This is a genomic window from Lysobacter capsici, from assembly GCF_018732085.1.
GTDB lineage: Bacteria > Pseudomonadota > Gammaproteobacteria > Xanthomonadales > Xanthomonadaceae > Lysobacter > Lysobacter capsici_A.
Window position 1 is genome coordinate 2,084,173 of sequence record NZ_CP076103.1, and the last position, 18,761, is coordinate 2,102,933.

The window sequence follows — 18,761 nt, forward strand, 5'->3', positions numbered from 1 at the left end:
CCGCTATGCGTCCCTCCGGATTGTCTGTCGCAGTTTCGATGGCTTGCCTGACCCTGGGGCTCGCCGCTTGCAATCGGCCTGAGGCGTCGTCGCCCGCGCCGGTCGCCGCCGCGCCGTCGGCGTCCGCCGCCAGCGCTCCGGCCGCCGAACCGGCCGCGCAGCCCTTGCACACGCAGGTCTACAACCCGGGCAAGAACGGCCTGTTCCAGGTCAGCTCGGTACTGGTCACCGGCGCGCGCGAGGCGGTGTTGATCGACGCGCAGTTTGGCGCGGCGCAGGCGCGCGAACTGGTCGAGCGGATCAAGGCGTCGGGCAAGACCCTCACCACCATCTACATCAGCCACGGCGACCCGGACTACTACTTCGGCCTGGACACGCTGCACGACGCCTTCCCGCAGGCGAAGATCCTGGCGACGCCGCCGACGGTCGAACACATTCGCGCGACCCAGGCGGCGAAACTCGCCTACTGGCGCCCCAAGCTCGGCGCCGACGCGCCCAAGCGCATCGTGGTCCCCGAGCCCTTGCAGGGCGACCGCATCGAACTGGAAGGACAGCCCTTGCAGATCGTCGGCCTCGACGGCCCGACGCCGGACCGCAGCGTGGTCTGGATTCCTTCGATCCGCACCGTGGCCGGCGGCGTGCCGGTGGTGGCCGGCGAACATCTGTTCATGGCCGATACGCCCACGCCGCAATCGCACCTGGATTGGCTGGCGACGTTGCACAAGATCGAAGCGCTCAAGCCCGAAGTCGTCGTGCCCGGCCACTTCGCGCCCGGTTCGGCGCAGACCCTGGACGCGGTGCGTTTCAGCGCCGACTACATCCGCGCGTTCGACGAAGAAGCGGCGAAGGCCAAGGATTCGACAACCTTGATCGCGGCGATGAAGCGGCGTTATCCGGGACTGGAAGGCGAGTTGTCCCTGGACATCAGCGCCAAGGTCGCCAAGCAGGAAATGCCCTGGCCGTAAGCGCACGAGGGTTGTCGCGCGCAAAAAACGGGCCGCTGCATCAGCAGCGGCCCGCGTTTTTCAGCCATGTCCAGACCGAGTGATCAGGGATTGAAATAGCTCGACACGCTCGAATAGATGTCGGCGAAGCGCGAGTAGTAATCCGGATCGCGCGGCGCGCTGCAGTACGAGGTGCCGCCGTACAGGCCGCCGCGCAGCTGATAGCCGCCGCTGCTGGTCACGGTGAACAGGCCCGAACCCGAGGAGCCGCCTTCGGTCACGCCGGTGTTCCAGACCACGCGGTACAGCGGCGACTTGCCGTCGATCGAGGTCGACAGGCCGGTCACCGAACCCAGCGAGTACTTCTTCACGTCGCCGGCCGGGTGGTGGATGCCTTCGATCGCGGTGCCGGTGGCGGCGATCGCCGCGCTCGACCAACCCGCATACACCGCGCCCGACGGCGGCGCGGTCTTGAGTTCGAGCAGCGAGGTGTCGCGGGTGGTGTTGGCGTGACGCAGGAACGCGCCGCCGCTGAGCGTGGTGTAGGCCGAATTCACCACCGAGCCGTTGCAGGTGGTGGCGTCGTAGAACCAGTACGTCTGCAGGGTGTTGGCGACAGTCTGGGTGCTGATGCAATGCGCGGCGGTCCAGAACAGGCGCTTCTTCGGCGAGTAGTTGTTGTTGAGCAAGGTGCCGGTGCACAGGTAGGTGCCGCCGCCGGTGGTGAAGGTCATGCGCGCGACCGACTTGGCCGTCGACACGAAACCCGACGGCGGGCTGACCCGGCACACGATGTCCTTCTCGCACGCATCGCTGTCGCCGATGGCCTTCTGCAACGCCTTCTCGCTGGCCGCCGGGCTGACGTCCAGGTGCGACAACTGCGGGATGTTGAGCGACAGCGACTTCGCGCTCACGCCCTTGGGCAGGACGATTTCGACCGTGGCGGTGTCGCCGGCGACCACCGGTGACCAGCCCAGTTCGTTGCCGGCGAAGTCCGCGCCGCTTTGTTCGAACACGCGGCCGTCGTTGCCGGCGAAATGCAGCACCGCCGACCTGGCGCCGGCGCCGCGCAACGACAGGCCCGCGCGCAGCGCCACCGCGCCGGCCGAAGACACTTCGAAGCGCGCGGCGCTGCCGCCGTTGGCCAGCGGCAGCCAGTTCAAGGTCTTCAGGTCGATCCGGCTGCGCGCGATGGTGCGCGCGTAGCCGATCTCCAGCGGTTCGCCGTGCTTGTCCTGGCGGACCCGGCGGTCCTTGAGCGCGGACACGTCCAGGCTGGTCGGCTGGCCCAGGCTGACCAGGCGCGGCGCGGCGGCCTTGGCGGAGATCGCGAAATCGGCAGCGCCCATGGCGCCGGCCAACGGGGTTTCGGTGACCGGCGCGGAATCCATTTCGGCGTTGGCGGTCTTGGCGGACGCGTGGATCGAGAAACAAGACAGGCCGGCGACGAGCGCCAGGCAAAGTGCGTTCTTGCGGATCATCGTGCGTTTCCTTGAGTGCGAAGGGAGCGGCGCCGCGATGGCGCCGAGGCTCGCGCGCAGCGAGCGGGCTTCACGCTAAGCGGCAAAAACGCTTGGTTTTGTGAGCGTTTCGGGGCTTCTGGCAAGCCGCGAAAGTACAAGCCGTTGCGGCTGAAACCGTTGCGGTCAAGCGTGCCGGCGATCACGGATATGCATGCCGCTCGCGATCGATGCACAACGCGGTCACCGGCAGCGCAAGCACTCGCAGGTGGCGGCAAACCGCGCCGCGGTCGATCGCCGGCGCGTTCGATATCACGGCCCGGCCGCGGCGTGTTTTGCCCGCGATCCCGCGTCGGGGCCGCTGTCTGGGAAGCGTGGAGCGCGCGACGGGCGGTCCATCGCCCCGACACCGCGTTCATGCTGATGTGAGACCATAGAGGCCATGACCAAAAAAACGAAGAATACGAAGACCGGTAAGCCCGGCAGCAGCAAGACCTCATCCACCACCGGTGCCGGCCCCGGTCCCAGCAAGAAAAGCGGCGCGAAGCCGCCCGCGGCGCGACCGCCCTGGTTGCCCGACAACCTCCAGCACGGCGCCAGCAAGACCCCGCGCAAGAAGGCCGCGTCCGGCCCCGCCAGCTTCCTCCCGCAGGTTCCCGGCCCCGCCGTCAAAGGGCCCGCGACCAAAGCGCCCCCTTTCCACGATCCTTACGCCGACCGCGAAGCCTCGCGCTACGAGCAGCCGATCGCCAGCCGCGAACTGATCCTGCAGGCCCTGGCCGCGGCCGACGGCCCGATGTCGGCCGAGACCCTGGCCGAACAGCTCAAACTCAGCGAGCCCGACCGCGCCGACGCGCTGGGCAAGCGCCTGGGCGCGATGATCCGCGACGGCCAGCTGATCCGTAACCGCAAGGGCGATTTCGCTCCCGCCGCGCAGATGGACCTGATCCCCGGCGTGGTGATCGCCAACCCCGACGGCTTCGGCTTCCTGCGCCCGGAAAGCGGCGTGGGCGACGATCTGTTCCTGCCGCCGTACGAAATGCGCAAGGCCATGCATGGCGACCGCGTGCTGGTCAGCGTCACCGGCATGGACCGCCGCGGCCGCCGCGAAGGCGCGATCGTGGAAGTGCTCGAACGCCGGCTCAATCGTTTGATCGGCCGCTTCACGGTCGAGCAGGGCATCAGCTATGTGGTGCCCGACGATCGCCGTATCCAGCGCAACGTGCAGATCCCGCCGGACGCGCGCATGGACGCCCAGAACGGCCAGTTGGTCGTGTGCGAACTAGTCCAGGCGCCCGATCACAAGCGTCCGCCGATCGGCCGCGTGCTCGCGGTGCTCGGCGACAAGCTCACCGCCTCGCTGGCGGTGCAGGCCGCGATCCACGGCCACGAAATTCCCGACGTGTTCCCGCAGGAAACCCTCGACGAAGCCGCCGCGGTGCCGCTGACCGTGCCCGAGTCGGTGGCCGCGCAACGCGTCGACCTGCGCAAGCTGCCGCTGGTCACCATCGATGGCGAGGACGCGAAGGACTTCGACGACGCGGTGTACTGCGAAAGCAACCGCGACGGCTTCCGCCTGGTGGTCGCGATCGCCGACGTGTCGCATTACGTCCGCCCGGGCACGCCGCTGGACGACGAGGCGCAAAAGCGCGCCACCTCGGTGTACTTCCCCGGCTTCGTCGTGCCGATGCTGCCGGAGACCTTGTCCAACGGCATCTGTTCGTTGAACCCGAAGGTCGACCGCCTGTGTTTCGTCTGCGACATGCAGATCGATCGCGAGGGCCAGGTCAGCGAGTCGAAGTTCTACGAAGCGGTGATGAACTCGCATGCGCGCCTGACCTACACCACGGTGTGGAACGCGGTCGGCGACGTGCCCGAAGAATTGAAGAGCGAGGCGCACGCGCAGATCGGCTCGCTGCTGCCCAACATCGAGCGCCTGCACCAGTTGTTCCACGTGCTGCTGAAGGCGCGGCAAAAGCGCGGCGCGATCGAATTCGAATCCAGCGAAGTGCGCTTCGTGCTCGGCAGCAACGGCGAAGTGACCCAGGCCGGCATGCTCCAGCGCAACGACGCGCACAAGCTGATCGAGGAATGCATGATCGCGGCCAATGTCGAGGCCGCGAAGTTCCTGATCGCGCAGGAAGTGCCGGCGCCGTACCGCATCCACGACCGGCCGCCGGAACAGAAGTACGCCGATCTGCAGGAGTTCCTCAAGGAATTCAAGCTGCGCATGCCGGCCTGGAACCAGGTCGAGCCGCGCGATTTCACCGCGCTGCTGAAGAAGATCCGCGAGCGTCCGGATGCGGCGCTGATCGAATCGGTGCTGCTGCGCAGCCAGAGCCTGGCGGTGTACGCGCCGGAGAACGTGGGTCACTTCGGTCTGGCGCTGCACGCCTACGCCCACTTCACCTCGCCGATCCGGCGTTATCCCGACTTGCTGGTGCATCGCGCGATCAAGCACGCGCTCAGCGGCGCCAAGCCGAGCGCCTACGGTTATTCGCCCCGGCAGATGGCCGCGCTGGCGTTGCAATGTTCCGAACGCGAGCGTCGCGCCGACGAGGCCGAGCGCGAGGTCGACGAGCGCTACCGCGCGGCGTGGATGGAGCAGCATGTCGGCGGCGAGTTCGAAGGCACCATCAGCGGCGTGACCAGCTTCGGCCTGTTCATCGAACTCGACGAATCCAAGGTCAACGGCCTGGTCCACGTGACTCAGTTGCCGCACGACTACTACCACTTCGATCCGATCCGCAAGACGCTCAAGGGCGAACGCACCGGCCGCGAATTCCGGCTCGGCGACCGGGTCGCGATCGTGGTGCTCAAGGCCAGCGTGGAAGACCGCAAGATCGACTTCCGCCTGGTCGAGGAGCGCGGCGCCAAGCCGTTGCCGCCGCGCGGGCAGCCGGCGAAGCGGGCCAAACAGAAGTATTGAGGCACGGGGCGCGCGCGGTTGGGGAATTACCTGATCGCGCCTGGAACCACCTTGGCGGTATGCGTGCCGGACGTTGGCCGTGGCGGCTACGAGGTCGTTTGTGGGAGGGGCTCTGGCCCCGACGCTCTTGTTTCAGATCGCCGGGAATCCACCGCGACCCGATCGGAAAGCCTCGGGGATGAATCCCCTCCCACAAAAGACCTCGTGGCTTGGCGGCGACCCGCGTTACCCTTGACCGCAGCTCGGGCGCGTTAATGAGTCGCCCACTTTGAAAACGGGGGCGAGCGCCCGGCGCAACTGCGATTCGAGCGACTGACTCCAGCGCGGGGGATTTGCTCTTCCTCCGGCTGGTTGCGTTGCTGCGGGCGGAAAAGAGCAAATCCCCCCTGGCCCCCCTTTTTCAAAGGGGGGAATCCTTCGGGTGGGTTTCGAGGGCAGGCGGGAGGTTTCGGCCGCGCCGCAAATGGCTGCCAGTTGCCAGTGGGCGGCCTCCGCCACAAACCGCCGCAAATACCACAAAGCGCCGCCGCCGCAGCCGCCGCAAACCGCCACCTGGCCTCCCGCCATCCGCCCCAGCCGTGGCGGTAGCTTAGAATTCATCCCCCAGATCCAGCCCCGGCCTCGCGCGCCCGCGCGGGCGCCCCGGCCACGACCGCCCCACGGAATCCCCATGAGCCAGAAACAATGGATCGCCGGCATCAACGCCGTCGCCGCTTCGATCGAACACGATGCGTCCAACGTGCGCGAGGTGCTGATCGAGGCCGGCGCCAAGAACCCGCGTCTGACCGAGATCGAAACCGCCGCGCGCCGCGCCGATATCGACGTGCGACGGGTCGCGAGCACTGCGCTCGAGGGCGTGGTCGGCAACCTGCGCCATCAAGGCGTGGTCGCGCGCTACGCCGCGGCCAAGACCTGGAACGAGAACGAACTCGAAGGGCTGGTCGAAGCCGCCGAAGGCAAGGCGCTGATCCTGATCCTCGATGGCGTGCAGGACCCGCACAACCTCGGCGCCTGCCTGCGCAGCGCGGCGGCGGCCAACGCGACCGCGGTGATCATCCCGAAGGACAAGTCGGTGCAGGTCAACGCGACCGTGCGCAAGACCTCGGCCGGCGCGGCCGACAGCATCCCGGTGATCCCGGTGACCAACCTGGCCCGCGCCATGCGCGACCTGCAACAGCTGGGCGTGTGGATCTACGGCCTGGCAGGCGAAGCCGATGCGTCGTTGTATTCGATCGACCTCAAAGGCAACGTAGCCCTGGTCCTCGGCGGCGAAGCCGACGGCCTGCGCCGCCTGACCCGCGAAAACTGCGACCAGTTGGTCAAGATCCCGATGCCCGGCGGCAACGCGGCCGGCGGCGTGGAAAGCCTCAACGTGTCGGTCGCCTCGGGCGTGACCTTGTTCGAAGCGGTACGCCAGCGCGGTGCGGGCGCGGCCTGAGATGAAGTTGTCGCTGGGCCGCGGCATGAACTGGCTGGCTGTTTCCGGCCATCGGCGCGGCAATGCTGCTCGGCGCGATCGCGATCGCGGTGGTGCAGCAGCGGTTCCGGATGCATGCGCTGCATGCGCAGGGCGTGGTGGTGGATCACAGCTACAGCCGCTCCGACGATTCGAGTAGCTCCGGCAGCGGCGGCACCTATTGCCCGGTGGTGCATTTCACCGATGCCGACGGGCAACAGATCGAATTCATCGGTGGCGTGTGTTCGCGGCCCCGCGCCGAGAATGTCGGCGACACGGTGGCGGTGCTGTATCGCAAGGGCGATCCGCACGACGCCAGGATCGATTCGTTCCTGACCCGATGGTTCGCGGCGATGATCGTGGGCGCGATCGGCGGCGTGTTTCTCATGATCGGTCTGGCGTTGGTCGTGCCGGGCCTGCGTCGGCGCCATATCGCGGCCGAACTGCGCGCGACCGGCGTCGCGATACAGGCCGACGTGGTCGAGGTGGCGCGCGATACCTCGTTCAAGATAAACGGCCGCTCGCCGTGGCGAATCCACGCGCAATGGCGCGATCCGGACAGTGGCAAGATCCACCTGTTCCGCAGCGACATGCTCTGGTTCGACCCGAGCGATTATCTCGGCGAACGCATCAGCGTATTGATCCGGCCCGGCCAGCCCAAGCGCTACTGGATCGACACGCGTTTCCTGCCCGAACTGGCGTAAGCGCATCGGCCGCGCCGCGACGAAGCGACGCGGGGTTACATCCCGGTCATCGACCGCCCCGGGGCGCGTGAGAAACTACGCATCACGAGGCAGGGACGACCCTGCTGCTTCAATCGCATCCGGGGACGGCCCCATCGCCAACCTGGAGTCAGTCATGTCCTGGATCTTGCTCGTACTCGCCGGCCTGTTCGAAGTGGGCTGGGCGATCGGTCTGAAGTACACCGAAGGTTTCACCAAACTGTGGCCCTCCGTCGGCACGGTCGCGGCGATGATCGTCAGCCTGGGCTTGCTCGGCCTGGCGATGAAGTCGCTGCCGGTCGGCACGGCCTACGCGATCTGGGTCGGCGTCGGCGCGGTCGGCACGGTCATTCTCGGCATCGTGCTGTTCAACGAGCCGGTCAATGCGCTGCGCATCGTCAGCGTGGTGTTGATCGTTGCCGGGCTGGTCGGTTTGAAGCTGGCCTGAGTCGGGCTTGAAGTTCGACCCTGCGCGGCGCGATTGATCCTCCGCGTCGTGCCGTCGTTCGATCGCGCGGACGCTGTCGCGACCATGGCCGCGATGATGAAAGCGCAATGACGAAAGCCCGGCCGCCGGCTGGATCGACGATCCGGCCGCCGGTTATTTTTTCCAGACACTCAAGCCGTTTCCATCCAGGAGGGATGAATGAGCATCCGTGCCCGCATCCATGCGGACAACCCGATCCTGCTCGATCTGTGGCATCGATCGGTGCGCGCGACCCACGATTTCCTCAGCGAGGACGACATCGCGCAATTATTGCCGCAAGTACGCGATCAATATCTCGATGCGGTCGAGGTGTGGGTCTACGAGGGCCTCGACGGTACGCTGCTCGGTTTTATCGGCCTGGCGGGCGCGCAGGTCGAAATGCTGTTTCTGGACCCGGACTGGCGCGGGCAGGGCATCGGCACGCGGCTGCTCGATCACGCGCGCGAACTGCGCGGCGCCTTGACTGTCGACGTCAACGAACAAAACCCGCGTGCGCATGGGTTCTATCGGCGCTACGGGTTCGCGGAAGTCGGCCGTTCGCCGACCGACAGTCAGGGGCGGCCGTTTCCCTTGATCCACATGGCGCTGCGCGGCGTGGGCTGAGCCGGCGCGCGTCGTTCCGATCGGCCGCTCGCTGCGGCGACGGCAGCCTCATCGAGGCCACCGATTGCGTCGGAGCGTCGGCTCACTGCAAGGCGTTGACCAGCAGCTCGTCGAACCGGCGCGCGATGTCGGCGATGGTCTGCGCCTTGTCCTGGCCGTTGATGATGCGCCGCGCTTCCTCGTAGCTCGGTAGTTGCCCGGGCTTGAAGTAGTTGTCGAGTTTCTTGCCGGTGAACCAGCCTTTCTTCATGCCTTCCATCGCGATCGCGTAGGCGATCTCGGGCTTCTTGGCATCGTCGGGCTTGCTCAGCAGATCGATGCCGAGGAGCTTGCCGGCGCGCTCGTAATTCGCGCGGCCGGTGAGCTGCACATAGCCGCGTCCATGGAAGCGCGCACCGTCGCCGGGACGGGTGTTGCCGAGCATCTTGCCCACGCGGGTGTCCGGGCCGTACAGGCGGTTGAAGCGCGCGTCGTCGCCGAACTCGTCGATCGGCCGCAGGGTATGCGCGGTTTCCCACTTGAACGTCGCCAGGCAATAGGCAATCTGGTAACGATGCACCGGATTGGAATTGAAACTGGCGTCCTGCTCGATGCGTCCGATCAAGAAGCGCAGCGCCTGCGCGAGGTCGTCGCGCAACGGTCCGAAGCGCTTGCGGTAGCCATCGAGAAACTGCTCGTCGTCGAAAGCGAACATCCTGTCCTCCTGCGTGCGCAGCGCCACGGCTACGCGAAAGCGGTCGCGCGTCGGGCCGATCCTGGCCGCGACGTGCCGCTCGATGCTTAATCAACGCGGGCGCCGCACAGGCACGGTCAATGCAAGGTGTTTCATGGCTGAAACATTCGAGCGCGGACTTGGGCGGAGTCGGATCAGCTCAGGCCGTAGCGTTCGATCACGAGCTCGGCGGCGGTTTCGTACTGCCGGCGCGCGTAATCAAAGCCGTGCAGCAGGTCGCTCGATGCGGTCAGTTCTTGTTGCCAACGACGCAGGCGGCTGCGATCGAGCTGACGCCGCAGCGCCGATAGGAAGGCATGGCGACGCTGCGGGTCGATAAACGAAATTTCCGCGCTGTCCGATGTCGATGGCGACGTAGGCGCATGGATCAGATGATCGTGTTGCCAGGTCGCTGGATACTGATCGCTGTGACTCAACCGACCCGGATACGCCGCGTCCACAATCAACGGTGCCGATCCGGCGAGCCAGACGACGAAAGCCGCCCGCCAGTTGGGGTCTGAGATACCCAGTGCGCTGACAAGCCAGCCATCGATCAGTTCGGCATCCAGGTATTTCAAAACCAGCAGACACGATGCCGCCAGGGCATCACCGCCGTCGAAATAGAAGCCGTGATGCGGGCTGTTGCCCAGCGGCTGGAAAAATGGATTGGGCGCAACGCGCCCATGATTCCAGTGCTGCGCCGCGAACAAGGTCCTCGCCAAGGTATCGAGCAGGTCGCGTCGGACATGCAACGGCAGATTCGGAAAACCGGGATCGGGGCAATGTACGAAAGTCGCCGTCGCCAACGCACCGTGCAGCCAACGCCCGGAGAAACACGGCGCTTTGCCGTCGCCGATCAGGGTTTGCGCGCGCGGCAGCAAAAAGCCGAACCACACGAGCCACTCGCGTCTGGCGCCGAACGAGCCGGGACCCGAGGACAGTTCGAATAACGCGGAGTCGAGCTCGTCTTGCCGCCACCGCAGCGGGTCCTCGTCCATCAATCCCGAGAACAGGCGGCGTTCTTCGCTCATGAACCAGGCTTCGCCCATGGCTCGCCGAGGCAGGCGCACTAGCGCGCGTAGACGTTGCAGTGCCTGAGCCGATGGCCCGATGCCGGGCACCCAAAAGTAGGGCGATGTCGCGAGATTTTCGCTCATGACGCGATGGCCGATCGATGTGCGAGCAGCACGCGAAGACTGTCCGCGGACATCTCAGCCGCCGCGCGGCCACGCGTTGACGATCTTGCAGAACAACTCGGCGGTGCGCTGGGTGTCGTAGACGGCCGAATGCGCTTCCTGCGCGTTCCACGACAGTCCGGCGGCCTGGACCGCGCGCGCGAGCACGGTCTGGCCGTAGGCGACACCGGCCAGGGTCACGGTGTCGAACACGCTGAAGGGATGGAAGGGATTGCGCTTGTGGCCGCTGCGCGCGACCGCGGCGTTGAGGAAGTTGAGATCGAAATGGGCGTTGTGGCCGACCAGAATCGCGCGCTGGCAGCCGTGGCGCTTGACCGCCTCGCGCACCGGCCCGAACACCGCTTCCAGCGCCTGCCGCTCGGGCTTGGCGTCGCGGAACGGGTGGTCGATGTCGATGCCGGTGATTTCCAGCGACTTGGGGTCGATCAGGGTGCCGGGCGCGGGCACCACGTGGGCGCTGGCGATTTCGCCGGGCACGATCCGGCCTTCGGCATCCAGTTCCAGCGGCTGCACCGCGATTTCCAGCAGCGCGTGCTTGTTCCAGTCGAAGCCGCCGGTTTCGACGTCGACGACGACCGGCAGGTAGCCGCGGAAACGGTTGGCGAGGGTGGTGGGGAAGGGCGCCGCGGGGGACGCGGTCGCGGTTGGGCCGGTTTCGGTCATCGCGAAAGCCTAGCAGGTTGGGGCGATGGCTTTGGCGCGGCGGGCTGAACCGGGGTTGCGGGGCTGTCGGCTTGTCGTGGGCAGGGCCAACGATCTGGGTCTGAGGCGGTGATCAGGGCTTCAGTGGCGGCGTGGTTGTGTTTGCGCGGTCGCGGCTCGCGCCGCTCCTACAGTTTGGGACGATCCGGCGCGGGCTGGCTCTGGTGCGATCAGGCCGGCGGATTCGCGGCGCGGGAAAAGAAGACCACGCCGCTCGCACGCATCTGCCGCAGCAAGCCATCGCCGAGCGCGAGGAAGCCGGCGCTGTCGTCGCTTCCGGCCTCCTGGGCCAGGGCCTGCAACTGTTCGCGCGCGGACAGCTGCGGCGATTCGCCGATGCGTTCGACCAGGCGATAGGCGAGCGGGCTGAGTTCGGAAAAACGCACGTCGCCGTCGGCTTCGCGGCGCAGCAGGACCAGGGTCGGCGTCGCCGGCGGTTGTTCGGGCTGGTAGTCGGGGCCGAGGCGATGCACCGGCCAGGCATAGGCCAGCGGCCACGCGAGCGGCGACAGTTGCGGGCGCTGCTCCAGCAGTTCGTCGTCGCCGATCGCGGCGTCGTCGTGCGGCGCGGCCGCGTCGCTGAGTTGCAGCGCCAGTTCGACCCACTCGTAATGCGCGAGCTCGGGCAGGAACGGCGGGATGGCGTCGCTGCCCGGGCCGTCGCTGTCGAGATCGTCCAGGTAGCGCAGGAACTCGCGCGCGATCTCGGCGAACAGCGGGGTGCGGCAGCGGTAGTCGCGGTAGAAATCGCGCACGAGCCGCTGCCAGCGTTGCTCACCCAGCAACTGGCTGATGACCGGGAAATTGCCCGTCAGCAGGCCCAGGATGTTGTTGAACAGCAGATCGCGATAGATCCCCAGGCGCCGCTCCTCGATGCCTCGCGGCGCGGGGCTGGCCTGCGGATCGCGCAGATGCCGGGTCAGTTCGAACTGCTGCGCGCGCAGGCGCGAGGGTGCGTCGTTCATGGCTCAGGCGCGCGCGCGGCGGGCCGGGCTGGCCGCGGCCGGGCTGGTCGCAGCCTGGGTCGATTCGCTCAGCACCCGGCGCACCATGCACAGTTCGTCGACCAGTTCTTCGTAGGGCGGGAAATTGAAGTCGCGTTCGAGCAGGGTCGGGCGCGCGCCGAACATGCGGTAGGCGTCGCCGAGCAGCGACCAGACTTCGTTCTTCACCGGCGCGCCGTGGGTGTCGACCTTGAGGTCGTCGGCTTCGTCGTAATGGCCGGCGACATGGATATAGGCGATGCGCTCGTGCGGCATCGCCTGGATGAATTCGCGTGCGTCGTAACGATGGTTGATCGAATTGACGTAGACGTTGTTGACGTCGAGCAGCAGGTCGCAATCGGCCTCGGCCAGGATCGCGCGGGTGAATTCGATCTCGCTCATCTCCTGGTGCGGAGCGGCGTAGTAGGACGCGTTTTCCACCGCGATGCGGCGGCCGACGATGTCCTGGGTGCGGCGGATGCGCGCGGCGACGTGATGCACGGCTTCTTCGGTAAAAGGAATCGGCAGCAGGTCGTACAGGTGGCCGTCGTCGCTGCAATAACTCAGGTGTTCGCTGTAGCAGGCCACGCGGTGTTCGTCGAGGAAACGACGCACGCGGGCCAGGAAGGTTTCGTCGAGTGGTTCGGTGCCGCCCAGCGACAGGGACAGGCCGTGGCAGACCAGCCGGTGGCGCGAGGACAGATCGCGCAGCGCTTCGCCGAAGCGGCCGCCGATGCCGATCCAGTTTTCCGGCGCGCATTCGAGAAAATCGAAATCGCGTTCGCCCTCGCCGGTCGGCGCGGACTGCAGCGGGCTCAACAGAGCCCGCCGCAGGCCGAGACCGACGGCATCGGATTTCAGACTGCGCATGCCGTCCATCGTGTCAGCTCAGTGAGAAGTCGGAACGAATCAGACCGAACCGCCGCACTTGCCTTCGCCGCACTTGCCTTCACCGGCCTTCTTGGCTTCGCCGGTCTTGACCGGCTTGGTCGCGCCGGCCTTCTTGTCGGCGCCGCACTTGCCTTCACCGCACTTGCCTTCGGCGGCCTTCTTCTTGTCGGCGCCGCACTTGCCTTCGCCGCACTTGCCCTCGGCGGCCTTCTTGTCGGCGCCGCAGCTGCCTTCCTTGGCCTTCTTGTCGGCGCCACAGCTGCCTTCGGCATGCTTGGCATCGGCGGTGGCGGCCTTGGCGTCGGCGGCCTTGTCGGCGGTCTGCGCGGCCTGGGCGCCGAGCAGGTAGCCCTGCGACAGATCGCTCATCGCGAACGCGGACGCCGACAGGCTCAGGCCGCCGATCAGGGTGGCGCCGAGGGCGAGGGCGAGGGGCTTGTTGATTTGCTTGGACATGGATGACTCCTGTGGCGATGAGGGCGGAGGATGGTCCGCCGTTGGAATAACGGCCCAGTGTGCCGGGTTCCGTCAGATCGGGTTGTGCTCGAAACGCGATCGATGCGGCCGAGTTGTTGGGTGATACGACTTCGATGCGAACGTGGATGCAGAAGGGCGGTGGCGGTAGACAGGCGCCGCCGTCAACAGGTGAGGTATTCGCGTGCGAGCAATCGCGCCCTGTGCAGACGCGACTTCACCGCTTCGCGGGTTATCTGGAGCTGTTCGCCGATTTCGGCGATGGTCAGCCCTTCCAGGTCGCGCAGCAGGATGATGCGGCGGTAATGCGCGGGCAGCGATTCCAGCGCGGCGGCGACATCATGCCGCCACTCGGCCGGCTCCGGGGTGACCACCGGTGCGATCTCCTCGCTGATGGCGTCGCCGCTGAGCATGCGCCGGCCGCGCTTGAGCCGGTTGCATTCGCGCTTGACGATGCGGAAGGTCCACGAGACGAAGCATTCGAGCACGCGCAGGTCGCGCAGCTTGCGCGATACGGTGAACAGGCTTTCCTGGACCGCGTCCTCGACATCGTTGATGACGCAGTGGTACTCAGCATAACGGCGCAGGTCCTGGCGCGAATGCGCCAGCACCCGTTCCAATGCGGCCGTGTCGCCCGAGCGGGCGGCTGCCAGATCACCGTTGGCCATCAATAGCGTCATGCCGGGCTGTCCTCCTGAGTTCCCAAAAATACACTGCAGCGCGGGGCTGCGGACATGTACCAAGAGTTTAGGAGGAGGCGATCGGATTCGCGCTTGCGCGACGACGCGTCTGAATTGTTTAGAACGGGTTAAGCCGGATTCGGCTGTAACCGTTTGCAGCCTTGAGTGGCAAGGGCCGCGCGCCGGTGCGTCGATGCCCCGCGGCGCGGCGCGCGGGCCTGGGTCGGTCGAACGGCCTGGGAAGGTCGTCGCCGGTCGGAGCGGGCGAGGCGAGGTTGCTGCACTGCAACGTGCGCGAAAACGGGTGCGCGGCAAGCGCAGGTCCGCGGCGATCGCGGGCGCGTCGCGCGGTAAGTCGCCGGGCATCGCGACGGGGAAGCGTCACCGGAGCAATCCGTGGGAGGGCCTTTCAGGCCCGACGCTTTTGGCTCAGATCGCCCGGATCACCATGCCATCTGATCGAACAGCGTCGGGGCTGAAGCCCCTCCCACAACAGCATCGGCGTCGGGGCGGGACGGGGCATCTCTCTCACCAGCAGCCGTGTCGAGGCGGGTGCCGTTTGCACGACACCGCCGCCGTGCGGCTTACAGCGCGCCGGTGGTATTGGTGTCGTCGCGCTTTTCGCGCGGCGGCAGCAGTTCTTCGCCCTTGACTAGGAACCACACATTCTCCGAGATGTTGGTGGCGTGGTCGCCGATGCGCTCGATGTTCTTGGCCATGAACAGCAGATGGGTGCAGGCGGTGATGCTGCGCGCGTCTTCCATCATGTAGGTCAGCAGCTCGCGGAACAGGCCGGTGTAGGCGGTGTCGATCTCGGCGTCGCGCGCGCGCACCTTCTGCGCCAGCTCGATGTCGTTGTCGCGGTAGGCGGTCAGCACGTCGCGCAGTTGCTTGACCGCGAGGGTGCCCAGCGCGTGCAGGCCGGCCACGTGCGGCAGCGGCGGCGACAGGTTCAGCGCGGTGGAACGCTTGGCGACGTTGGCGGCGTAGTCGCCGACGCGCTCGATGTCGGAGGCGATGCGGATCGCGGCCAGGATCTCGCGCAGGTCGCGCGCCATCGGCCCGCGCAGCGCCAGCTTCATCACGTCGTGGCTGATTTCCTGCTCGAGCGCGTCGATCGCTTCATCGTTGGCGATGATGCGCTCGGCGGCCTTGTCGTCGCGGCGCTGGACCACGTCGAGCGCGGCTTCCAACTGCGAAGCGGCCATCTCGCCCATGCGCAGGGTTTCGTCGAGCAGGCGGCGCTGCTCGTCGTCGTAGCTTTTGACGATGTGGTCGTGCATTTGGGTGCTCATGGGCGTAAGGCCGGGAATCGGGAATGGGGAGTCGGGAATCGTTGAAGGCAACAGCAATGGCGACGACGGTACGGCTGGGGTGGGTAACGACGGAAACGGTGCTCGCTTTTGACGATTCCCCATTCTCCATTCCCGATTCCCGGCCGCTTCAGCCGAAGCGGCCAGTGATGTAATCCTCGGTCTGCTGCTTGGTCGGCTGCGAGAAGATCTGTTCGGTCGGGCCGTGTTCGATCAGGTCGCCCAGGTACATGAAGGCGGTGAAGTCGGACACGCGCGCGGCCTGCTGCATGTTGTGGGTCACGATCGCGATCGTGTAGTCCTTCTTGAGCTCTTCGACCAGTTGCTCGATGCGGCTGGTCGAGATCGGGTCGAGCGCCGAGGTCGGTTCGTCGAGCAGCAGCACCGACGGCTTGAGCGCCACCGCGCGCGCGATGCACAGGCGCTGCTGCTGGCCGCCGGACAGGCCCAGCGCGCTCTGGCCCAGCTTGTCCTTGACCTCGTCCCACAGCGCGCCCTGGCGCAGCGCGTGTTCGACGCGATCGTTCATTTCCGACTTCGACAATTTTTCGTGGTGGCGGATGCCGTAGGCCACGTTCTCGAAGATCGTCATCGGGAACGGCACCGGCTTTTGGAACACCATGCCGACCTTGCTGCGCAGCCGGTTCATCGGATAGCGCGGATCGAGGATGTTCTCGCCGTCGAGGATCACCTCGCCCTTGGCTTCCAGCTTCGGGTAGAGCGCGTAGATGCGGTTGAAGATGCGCAGCAGGGTCGACTTGCCGCAACCCGACGGGCCGATCAGCGCGGTGACCTGCTTCTCCGGGATTTCCAGGTTGATCGACTTGAGCGCGTGGAACTTGTCGTAATAGAAGTCCAGGCCGCGGGCGGCGAGCTTGACCGGCGAAGCGCCGACCACGGCCGCGGCGCGGTCGGGGGTGGCGACGGAGATACGTGCATCGTTCATGGCCGGGGTCCGGGCAACGGGTTGGGTCGAGAGGTCAGTCATTGGCGATCCGATTGCGCAACACGAGGGCGCGGGCGAGCAGGCTGACAACGAGGACGAAGAAGGTGAGCACCAGGGCGCCGGCCCAGGCGAGGGTCTGCCAAGTTTCGTACGGGCTGCCGGCGAACTGGTTCATCACCACCGGCACGCTGGCCATCGGCTGCATCACGTTGTGGCTCCAGTACTGGTTGCCGAACGCGGTGAACAGCAGCGGCGCGGTTTCGCCGCTGATGCGGGCCAGCGCGAGCAGCACGCCGGTGACGATGCCGGCCGAGGCGCTGCGGTACAGCACCTGCACGATCACCTTCCATTGCGGCACGCCCAGCGACAGCGCGGCTTCGCGCATCTGCGCCGGCACCAGCCGCAGCATTTCGTCGGTGGTGCGCACCACCACCGGCAGCACGATGAAGGCCAGCGCGATCGCACCGGCGAGCGCCGAGAAATTGCCGCCGCTCTGCATCACCACCAGGGTGTAGACGAACAGGCCCAGCACGATCGACGGCGCCGACAACAGGATGTCGTTGACGAAGCGCACCACCGTGCCGATCTTGCGCCCGGCGCCGTATTCGGCCAGCCAGGTGCCGGCGGCGATGCCGAGCGGCGTGCCGATCACGATCGCGATCAGGCACATCACCGCGCTGCCGAAGAAGGCGTTGAGCAAGCCGCCTTCCTGCATCGGCGGCGGCGTGTTCTGGGTGAACAGCGCGACGTTGATGCCGCCCAGGCCCTTGGCGAGCAGGGTGTAGAGAATCCAGCCCAGGAAGAACAGGCCGAACGCGGCCGCGGCGCAGGCGAGAATGACGGCGACGGTGTTGACGATGCGGCGGCGGCCGTACAGCGAATCGGCGACGCGATGGCGACGCTGGGTTTCGGCATCGATGGTCTTGGCGACGGCGCTCATCAGTTGCCCTCCTTGCGCGAAAGCTGCATCAGCATGAAGCGCGCCGCGGCGAGCACGACGAAGGTCACGATGAACAACACGAAGCCGAGCAGCAGCAGCGCCGAGCGGTAGGTCTCGGTGGCTTCGCCGAAGTCGTTGGCGATCAGCGCGGCGATGGTGGTGCCCGGTTCCAGCAGCGAGGTCGAGAAGTTGACCGAGTTGCCGATCACGAACGCCACCGCCATGGTCTCGCCGAGCGCGCGGCCCAGGCCGAGGAACACGCCGCCGATCACCGCCGAGCGGGTGTAGGGCAGGACGATGTCCCAGCTGACTTCCCACTTGGTCGAACCCAGCGCGTACGCCGATTCCTTCAGCCGGGTCGGCACGGTCAGGAACACTTCGCGCATCACCGAGGAAATGAACGGGATCACCATGATCGCCAGGACGATGCCGGCGGTGAGCATGCCGATGCCGAGCGGCGGCCCCTGGAAAAATGAGCCGATCACCGGCAGCGTGCCGACGTGGTCGTTGAGCCAGGGCGTGACGTACTCGGTCATCACCGGCACCAGCACGAACAGGCCCCACATGCCGTAGATGATCGAGGGAATGCCGGCAAGCAATTCGATCGCGGTGCCGATCGGACCGCGCGCCCAGCGCGGCGCGACCTCGGTGAGGAAGAAGGCGATGCCGAAGCTGATCGGCACGGCGATGACCATCGCGATCAGCGCGGTGACGATGGTGCCGTAGATCGGCACGAGCGCGCCGTAGTGGTTCTCGACCGGGTTCCATTCGGTGGTGATGAAGAAATCGATGCCTTCTTCGGCCAGTACGTGGCGGCCGCCCCACAGCATCGACAGCGCCGCGCTGGCCAGCGCGATCAACACGAAGACGACGGTGGCGGTCAGTACGTAGCGGAACAGGCGATCGTTGCGCGCATCTTTGCCGTCGCGGCTGTTGCTGCCGGTATGGGCGGGTAGGGCGGTCGCGTTCATTGCGAGATGGGGTCCGTCGTGGCCGGGCTTGCGGTGGCGGGCTTGGTTCTGCGCGTGGGGCGGGTGGTGCTTTGGATGCTCGGATGCTGCGAATTCGTGATGCGGTGTTGCGAGCAGTTCGTGATGCGGCGTTGCAAGCAATTTGTGATGCGAGGCCGCGAGTGGTTCGTGAGGCGAGGCTGCGAGCGGCTGTTTGTCTTTTTCTCGTCATTCCCGCGAACGCGGGAATCCAGCGACTTGAAGCTTTGCGGTGTCGCCGTTGCTGCTGTTGCTTTCGCTTTCGCCGTCATCCCCGCGAAGGCGGGGATCCAGGGCTTCATCGCGACCTTTCTTTCAGTAGCTGGTATCGCAC

The 18,761-nt window shown here is 66.5% G+C and carries 19 protein-coding genes; 6 read left to right on the plus strand and 13 right to left on the minus strand.

From position 1 onward, the window contains the following. Positions 1–38 precede the first annotated feature (38 nt). The gene (locus KME82_RS08655) at positions 39–965 is read left to right on the plus strand and encodes an MBL fold metallo-hydrolase (RefSeq protein WP_215498146.1); all 927 of its coding nucleotides are present in this window, start codon (positions 39–41) and stop codon (positions 963–965) included. An 83-nt stretch (positions 966–1,048) separates the two neighbouring features. Here KME82_RS08655 and KME82_RS08660 read toward each other — a convergent pair whose 3' ends face one another. After that, positions 1,049–2,425, minus strand: a complete 1,377-nt coding sequence (locus tag KME82_RS08660; RefSeq protein ID WP_215498147.1) for a trypsin-like serine peptidase — start codon at positions 2,423–2,425, stop codon at positions 1,049–1,051. A 421-nt stretch (positions 2,426–2,846) separates the two neighbouring features. On the opposite strand from KME82_RS08660, the gene rnr reads away from it, so the two are divergent. From rnr to KME82_RS08685, 5 genes are all read left to right on the plus strand, one after another. Then, positions 2,847–5,333 (plus strand): ribonuclease R, encoded by a 2,487-nt coding sequence (gene rnr, locus KME82_RS08665; RefSeq protein WP_215498148.1) that lies wholly within the window; start codon positions 2,847–2,849, stop codon positions 5,331–5,333. Positions 5,334–6,003: 670 nt separating this feature from the next. Then, positions 6,004–6,771 (plus strand): 23S rRNA (guanosine(2251)-2'-O)-methyltransferase RlmB, encoded by a 768-nt coding sequence (rlmB, locus tag KME82_RS08670; RefSeq protein ID WP_215498149.1) that lies wholly within the window; start codon positions 6,004–6,006, stop codon positions 6,769–6,771. 62 nt (positions 6,772–6,833) lie between these two features. After that, the gene (locus tag KME82_RS08675; protein ID WP_215498150.1) at positions 6,834–7,493 is read left to right on the plus strand and encodes a DUF3592 domain-containing protein; all 660 of its coding nucleotides are present in this window, start codon (positions 6,834–6,836) and stop codon (positions 7,491–7,493) included. A 154-nt stretch (positions 7,494–7,647) separates the two neighbouring features. Next, complete coding sequence (sugE, locus tag KME82_RS08680) at positions 7,648–7,959, plus strand: quaternary ammonium compound efflux SMR transporter SugE (protein WP_215498151.1); 312 nt, start codon at positions 7,648–7,650, stop codon at positions 7,957–7,959. Positions 7,960–8,157: 198 nt separating this feature from the next. Next, positions 8,158–8,601, plus strand: a complete 444-nt coding sequence (locus tag KME82_RS08685; RefSeq protein ID WP_215498152.1) for an acetyltransferase — start codon at positions 8,158–8,160, stop codon at positions 8,599–8,601. Positions 8,602–8,683: 82 nt separating this feature from the next. Here the strand turns inward: KME82_RS08685 and KME82_RS08690 are convergent, their stop codons facing one another. The 12 genes from KME82_RS08690 to KME82_RS08745 all read right to left on the minus strand — a co-directional run bounded on the left by KME82_RS08690 (position 8,684) and on the right by KME82_RS08745 (position 18,729). Further along, a complete protein-coding gene (locus KME82_RS08690; RefSeq protein WP_215498153.1) occupies positions 8,684–9,295 on the minus strand; it encodes a glycoside hydrolase family 19 protein in 612 nt (203 codons plus the stop codon). A gap of 173 nt (positions 9,296–9,468) precedes the next feature. Continuing rightward, on the minus strand, positions 9,469–10,470 hold the full coding sequence (locus tag KME82_RS08695; protein ID WP_215498154.1) for a hypothetical protein: 1,002 nt from the start codon (positions 10,468–10,470) through the stop codon (positions 9,469–9,471). A gap of 54 nt (positions 10,471–10,524) precedes the next feature. Beyond that, a complete protein-coding gene (gene rnt, locus KME82_RS08700; RefSeq protein WP_215498155.1) occupies positions 10,525–11,172 on the minus strand; it encodes a ribonuclease T in 648 nt (215 codons plus the stop codon). A gap of 209 nt (positions 11,173–11,381) precedes the next feature. Beyond that, positions 11,382–12,176 (minus strand): HvfC family RiPP maturation protein, encoded by a 795-nt coding sequence (locus KME82_RS08705; RefSeq protein WP_215498156.1) that lies wholly within the window; start codon positions 12,174–12,176, stop codon positions 11,382–11,384. 3 nt (positions 12,177–12,179) lie between these two features. Further along, positions 12,180–13,064, minus strand: a complete 885-nt coding sequence (locus tag KME82_RS08710; protein ID WP_252255667.1) for an HvfB family MNIO-type RiPP peptide maturase — start codon at positions 13,062–13,064, stop codon at positions 12,180–12,182. A 39-nt stretch (positions 13,065–13,103) separates the two neighbouring features. Then, positions 13,104–13,541 carry an HvfA family oxazolone/thioamide-modified RiPP metallophore gene (locus KME82_RS08715; protein WP_215498158.1) on the minus strand — a complete coding sequence of 146 codons (438 nt, stop codon included), beginning with the start codon at positions 13,539–13,541 and terminating at the stop codon, positions 13,104–13,106. 182 nt (positions 13,542–13,723) lie between these two features. Continuing rightward, positions 13,724–14,239: an RNA polymerase sigma factor gene (locus KME82_RS08720; RefSeq protein ID WP_215498159.1), complete on the minus strand. Its 516-nt coding sequence runs from the start codon at positions 14,237–14,239 to the stop codon at positions 13,724–13,726. Between the two features lie 584 nt (positions 14,240–14,823). Continuing rightward, positions 14,824–15,534 carry a phosphate signaling complex protein PhoU gene (gene phoU, locus KME82_RS08725; protein WP_215498160.1) on the minus strand — a complete coding sequence of 237 codons (711 nt, stop codon included), beginning with the start codon at positions 15,532–15,534 and terminating at the stop codon, positions 14,824–14,826. A gap of 148 nt (positions 15,535–15,682) precedes the next feature. After that, complete coding sequence (gene pstB / locus KME82_RS08730) at positions 15,683–16,498, minus strand: phosphate ABC transporter ATP-binding protein PstB (RefSeq protein WP_252255668.1); 816 nt, start codon at positions 16,496–16,498, stop codon at positions 15,683–15,685. 34 nt (positions 16,499–16,532) lie between these two features. After that, positions 16,533–17,438 (minus strand): phosphate ABC transporter permease PstA, encoded by a 906-nt coding sequence (gene pstA / locus KME82_RS08735; RefSeq protein WP_215498162.1) that lies wholly within the window; start codon positions 17,436–17,438, stop codon positions 16,533–16,535. Further along, positions 17,438–18,409 carry a phosphate ABC transporter permease subunit PstC gene (pstC, locus tag KME82_RS08740; protein WP_215498163.1) on the minus strand — a complete coding sequence of 324 codons (972 nt, stop codon included), beginning with the start codon at positions 18,407–18,409 and terminating at the stop codon, positions 17,438–17,440. The genes pstA and pstC overlap by 1 nt, the downstream gene beginning before the upstream one ends. Then, positions 18,406–18,729: a hypothetical protein gene (locus KME82_RS08745; RefSeq protein WP_215498164.1), complete on the minus strand. Its 324-nt coding sequence runs from the start codon at positions 18,727–18,729 to the stop codon at positions 18,406–18,408. The genes pstC and KME82_RS08745 overlap by 4 nt, the downstream gene beginning before the upstream one ends. Positions 18,730–18,761 lie beyond the last annotated feature (32 nt).

Excerpts from the sequence above, each read along its gene's own strand:
- KME82_RS08655 (WP_215498146.1), top strand. The coding sequence starts at position 39 with ATGGCTTGCCTGACCCTGGGGCTCGCCGCTTGCAATCGGCCTGAGGCG.
- KME82_RS08660 (WP_215498147.1), bottom strand. The coding sequence starts at position 2,425 with ATGATCCGCAAGAACGCACTTTGCCTGGCGCTCGTCGCCGGCCTGTCT.
- rnr (WP_215498148.1), top strand. The coding sequence starts at position 2,847 with ATGACCAAAAAAACGAAGAATACGAAGACCGGTAAGCCCGGCAGCAGC.
- rlmB (WP_215498149.1), top strand. The coding sequence starts at position 6,004 with ATGAGCCAGAAACAATGGATCGCCGGCATCAACGCCGTCGCCGCTTCG.
- KME82_RS08675 (WP_215498150.1), top strand. The coding sequence starts at position 6,834 with ATGCTGCTCGGCGCGATCGCGATCGCGGTGGTGCAGCAGCGGTTCCGG.
- sugE (WP_215498151.1), top strand. The coding sequence starts at position 7,648 with ATGTCCTGGATCTTGCTCGTACTCGCCGGCCTGTTCGAAGTGGGCTGG.
- KME82_RS08685 (WP_215498152.1), top strand. The coding sequence starts at position 8,158 with ATGAGCATCCGTGCCCGCATCCATGCGGACAACCCGATCCTGCTCGAT.
- KME82_RS08690 (WP_215498153.1), bottom strand. The coding sequence starts at position 9,295 with ATGTTCGCTTTCGACGACGAGCAGTTTCTCGATGGCTACCGCAAGCGC.
- KME82_RS08695 (WP_215498154.1), bottom strand. The coding sequence starts at position 10,470 with ATGAGCGAAAATCTCGCGACATCGCCCTACTTTTGGGTGCCCGGCATC.
- rnt (WP_215498155.1), bottom strand. The coding sequence starts at position 11,172 with ATGACCGAAACCGGCCCAACCGCGACCGCGTCCCCCGCGGCGCCCTTC.
- KME82_RS08705 (WP_215498156.1), bottom strand. The coding sequence starts at position 12,176 with ATGAACGACGCACCCTCGCGCCTGCGCGCGCAGCAGTTCGAACTGACC.
- KME82_RS08710 (WP_252255667.1), bottom strand. The coding sequence starts at position 13,064 with ATGCGCAGTCTGAAATCCGATGCCGTCGGTCTCGGCCTGCGGCGGGCT.
- KME82_RS08715 (WP_215498158.1), bottom strand. The coding sequence starts at position 13,541 with ATGTCCAAGCAAATCAACAAGCCCCTCGCCCTCGCCCTCGGCGCCACC.
- KME82_RS08720 (WP_215498159.1), bottom strand. The coding sequence starts at position 14,239 with ATGACGCTATTGATGGCCAACGGTGATCTGGCAGCCGCCCGCTCGGGC.
- phoU (WP_215498160.1), bottom strand. The coding sequence starts at position 15,534 with ATGAGCACCCAAATGCACGACCACATCGTCAAAAGCTACGACGACGAG.
- pstB (WP_252255668.1), bottom strand. The coding sequence starts at position 16,498 with ATGAACGATGCACGTATCTCCGTCGCCACCCCCGACCGCGCCGCGGCC.
- pstA (WP_215498162.1), bottom strand. The coding sequence starts at position 17,438 with ATGAGCGCCGTCGCCAAGACCATCGATGCCGAAACCCAGCGTCGCCAT.
- pstC (WP_215498163.1), bottom strand. The coding sequence starts at position 18,409 with ATGAACGCGACCGCCCTACCCGCCCATACCGGCAGCAACAGCCGCGAC.
- KME82_RS08745 (WP_215498164.1), bottom strand. The coding sequence starts at position 18,729 with ATGAAGCCCTGGATCCCCGCCTTCGCGGGGATGACGGCGAAAGCGAAA.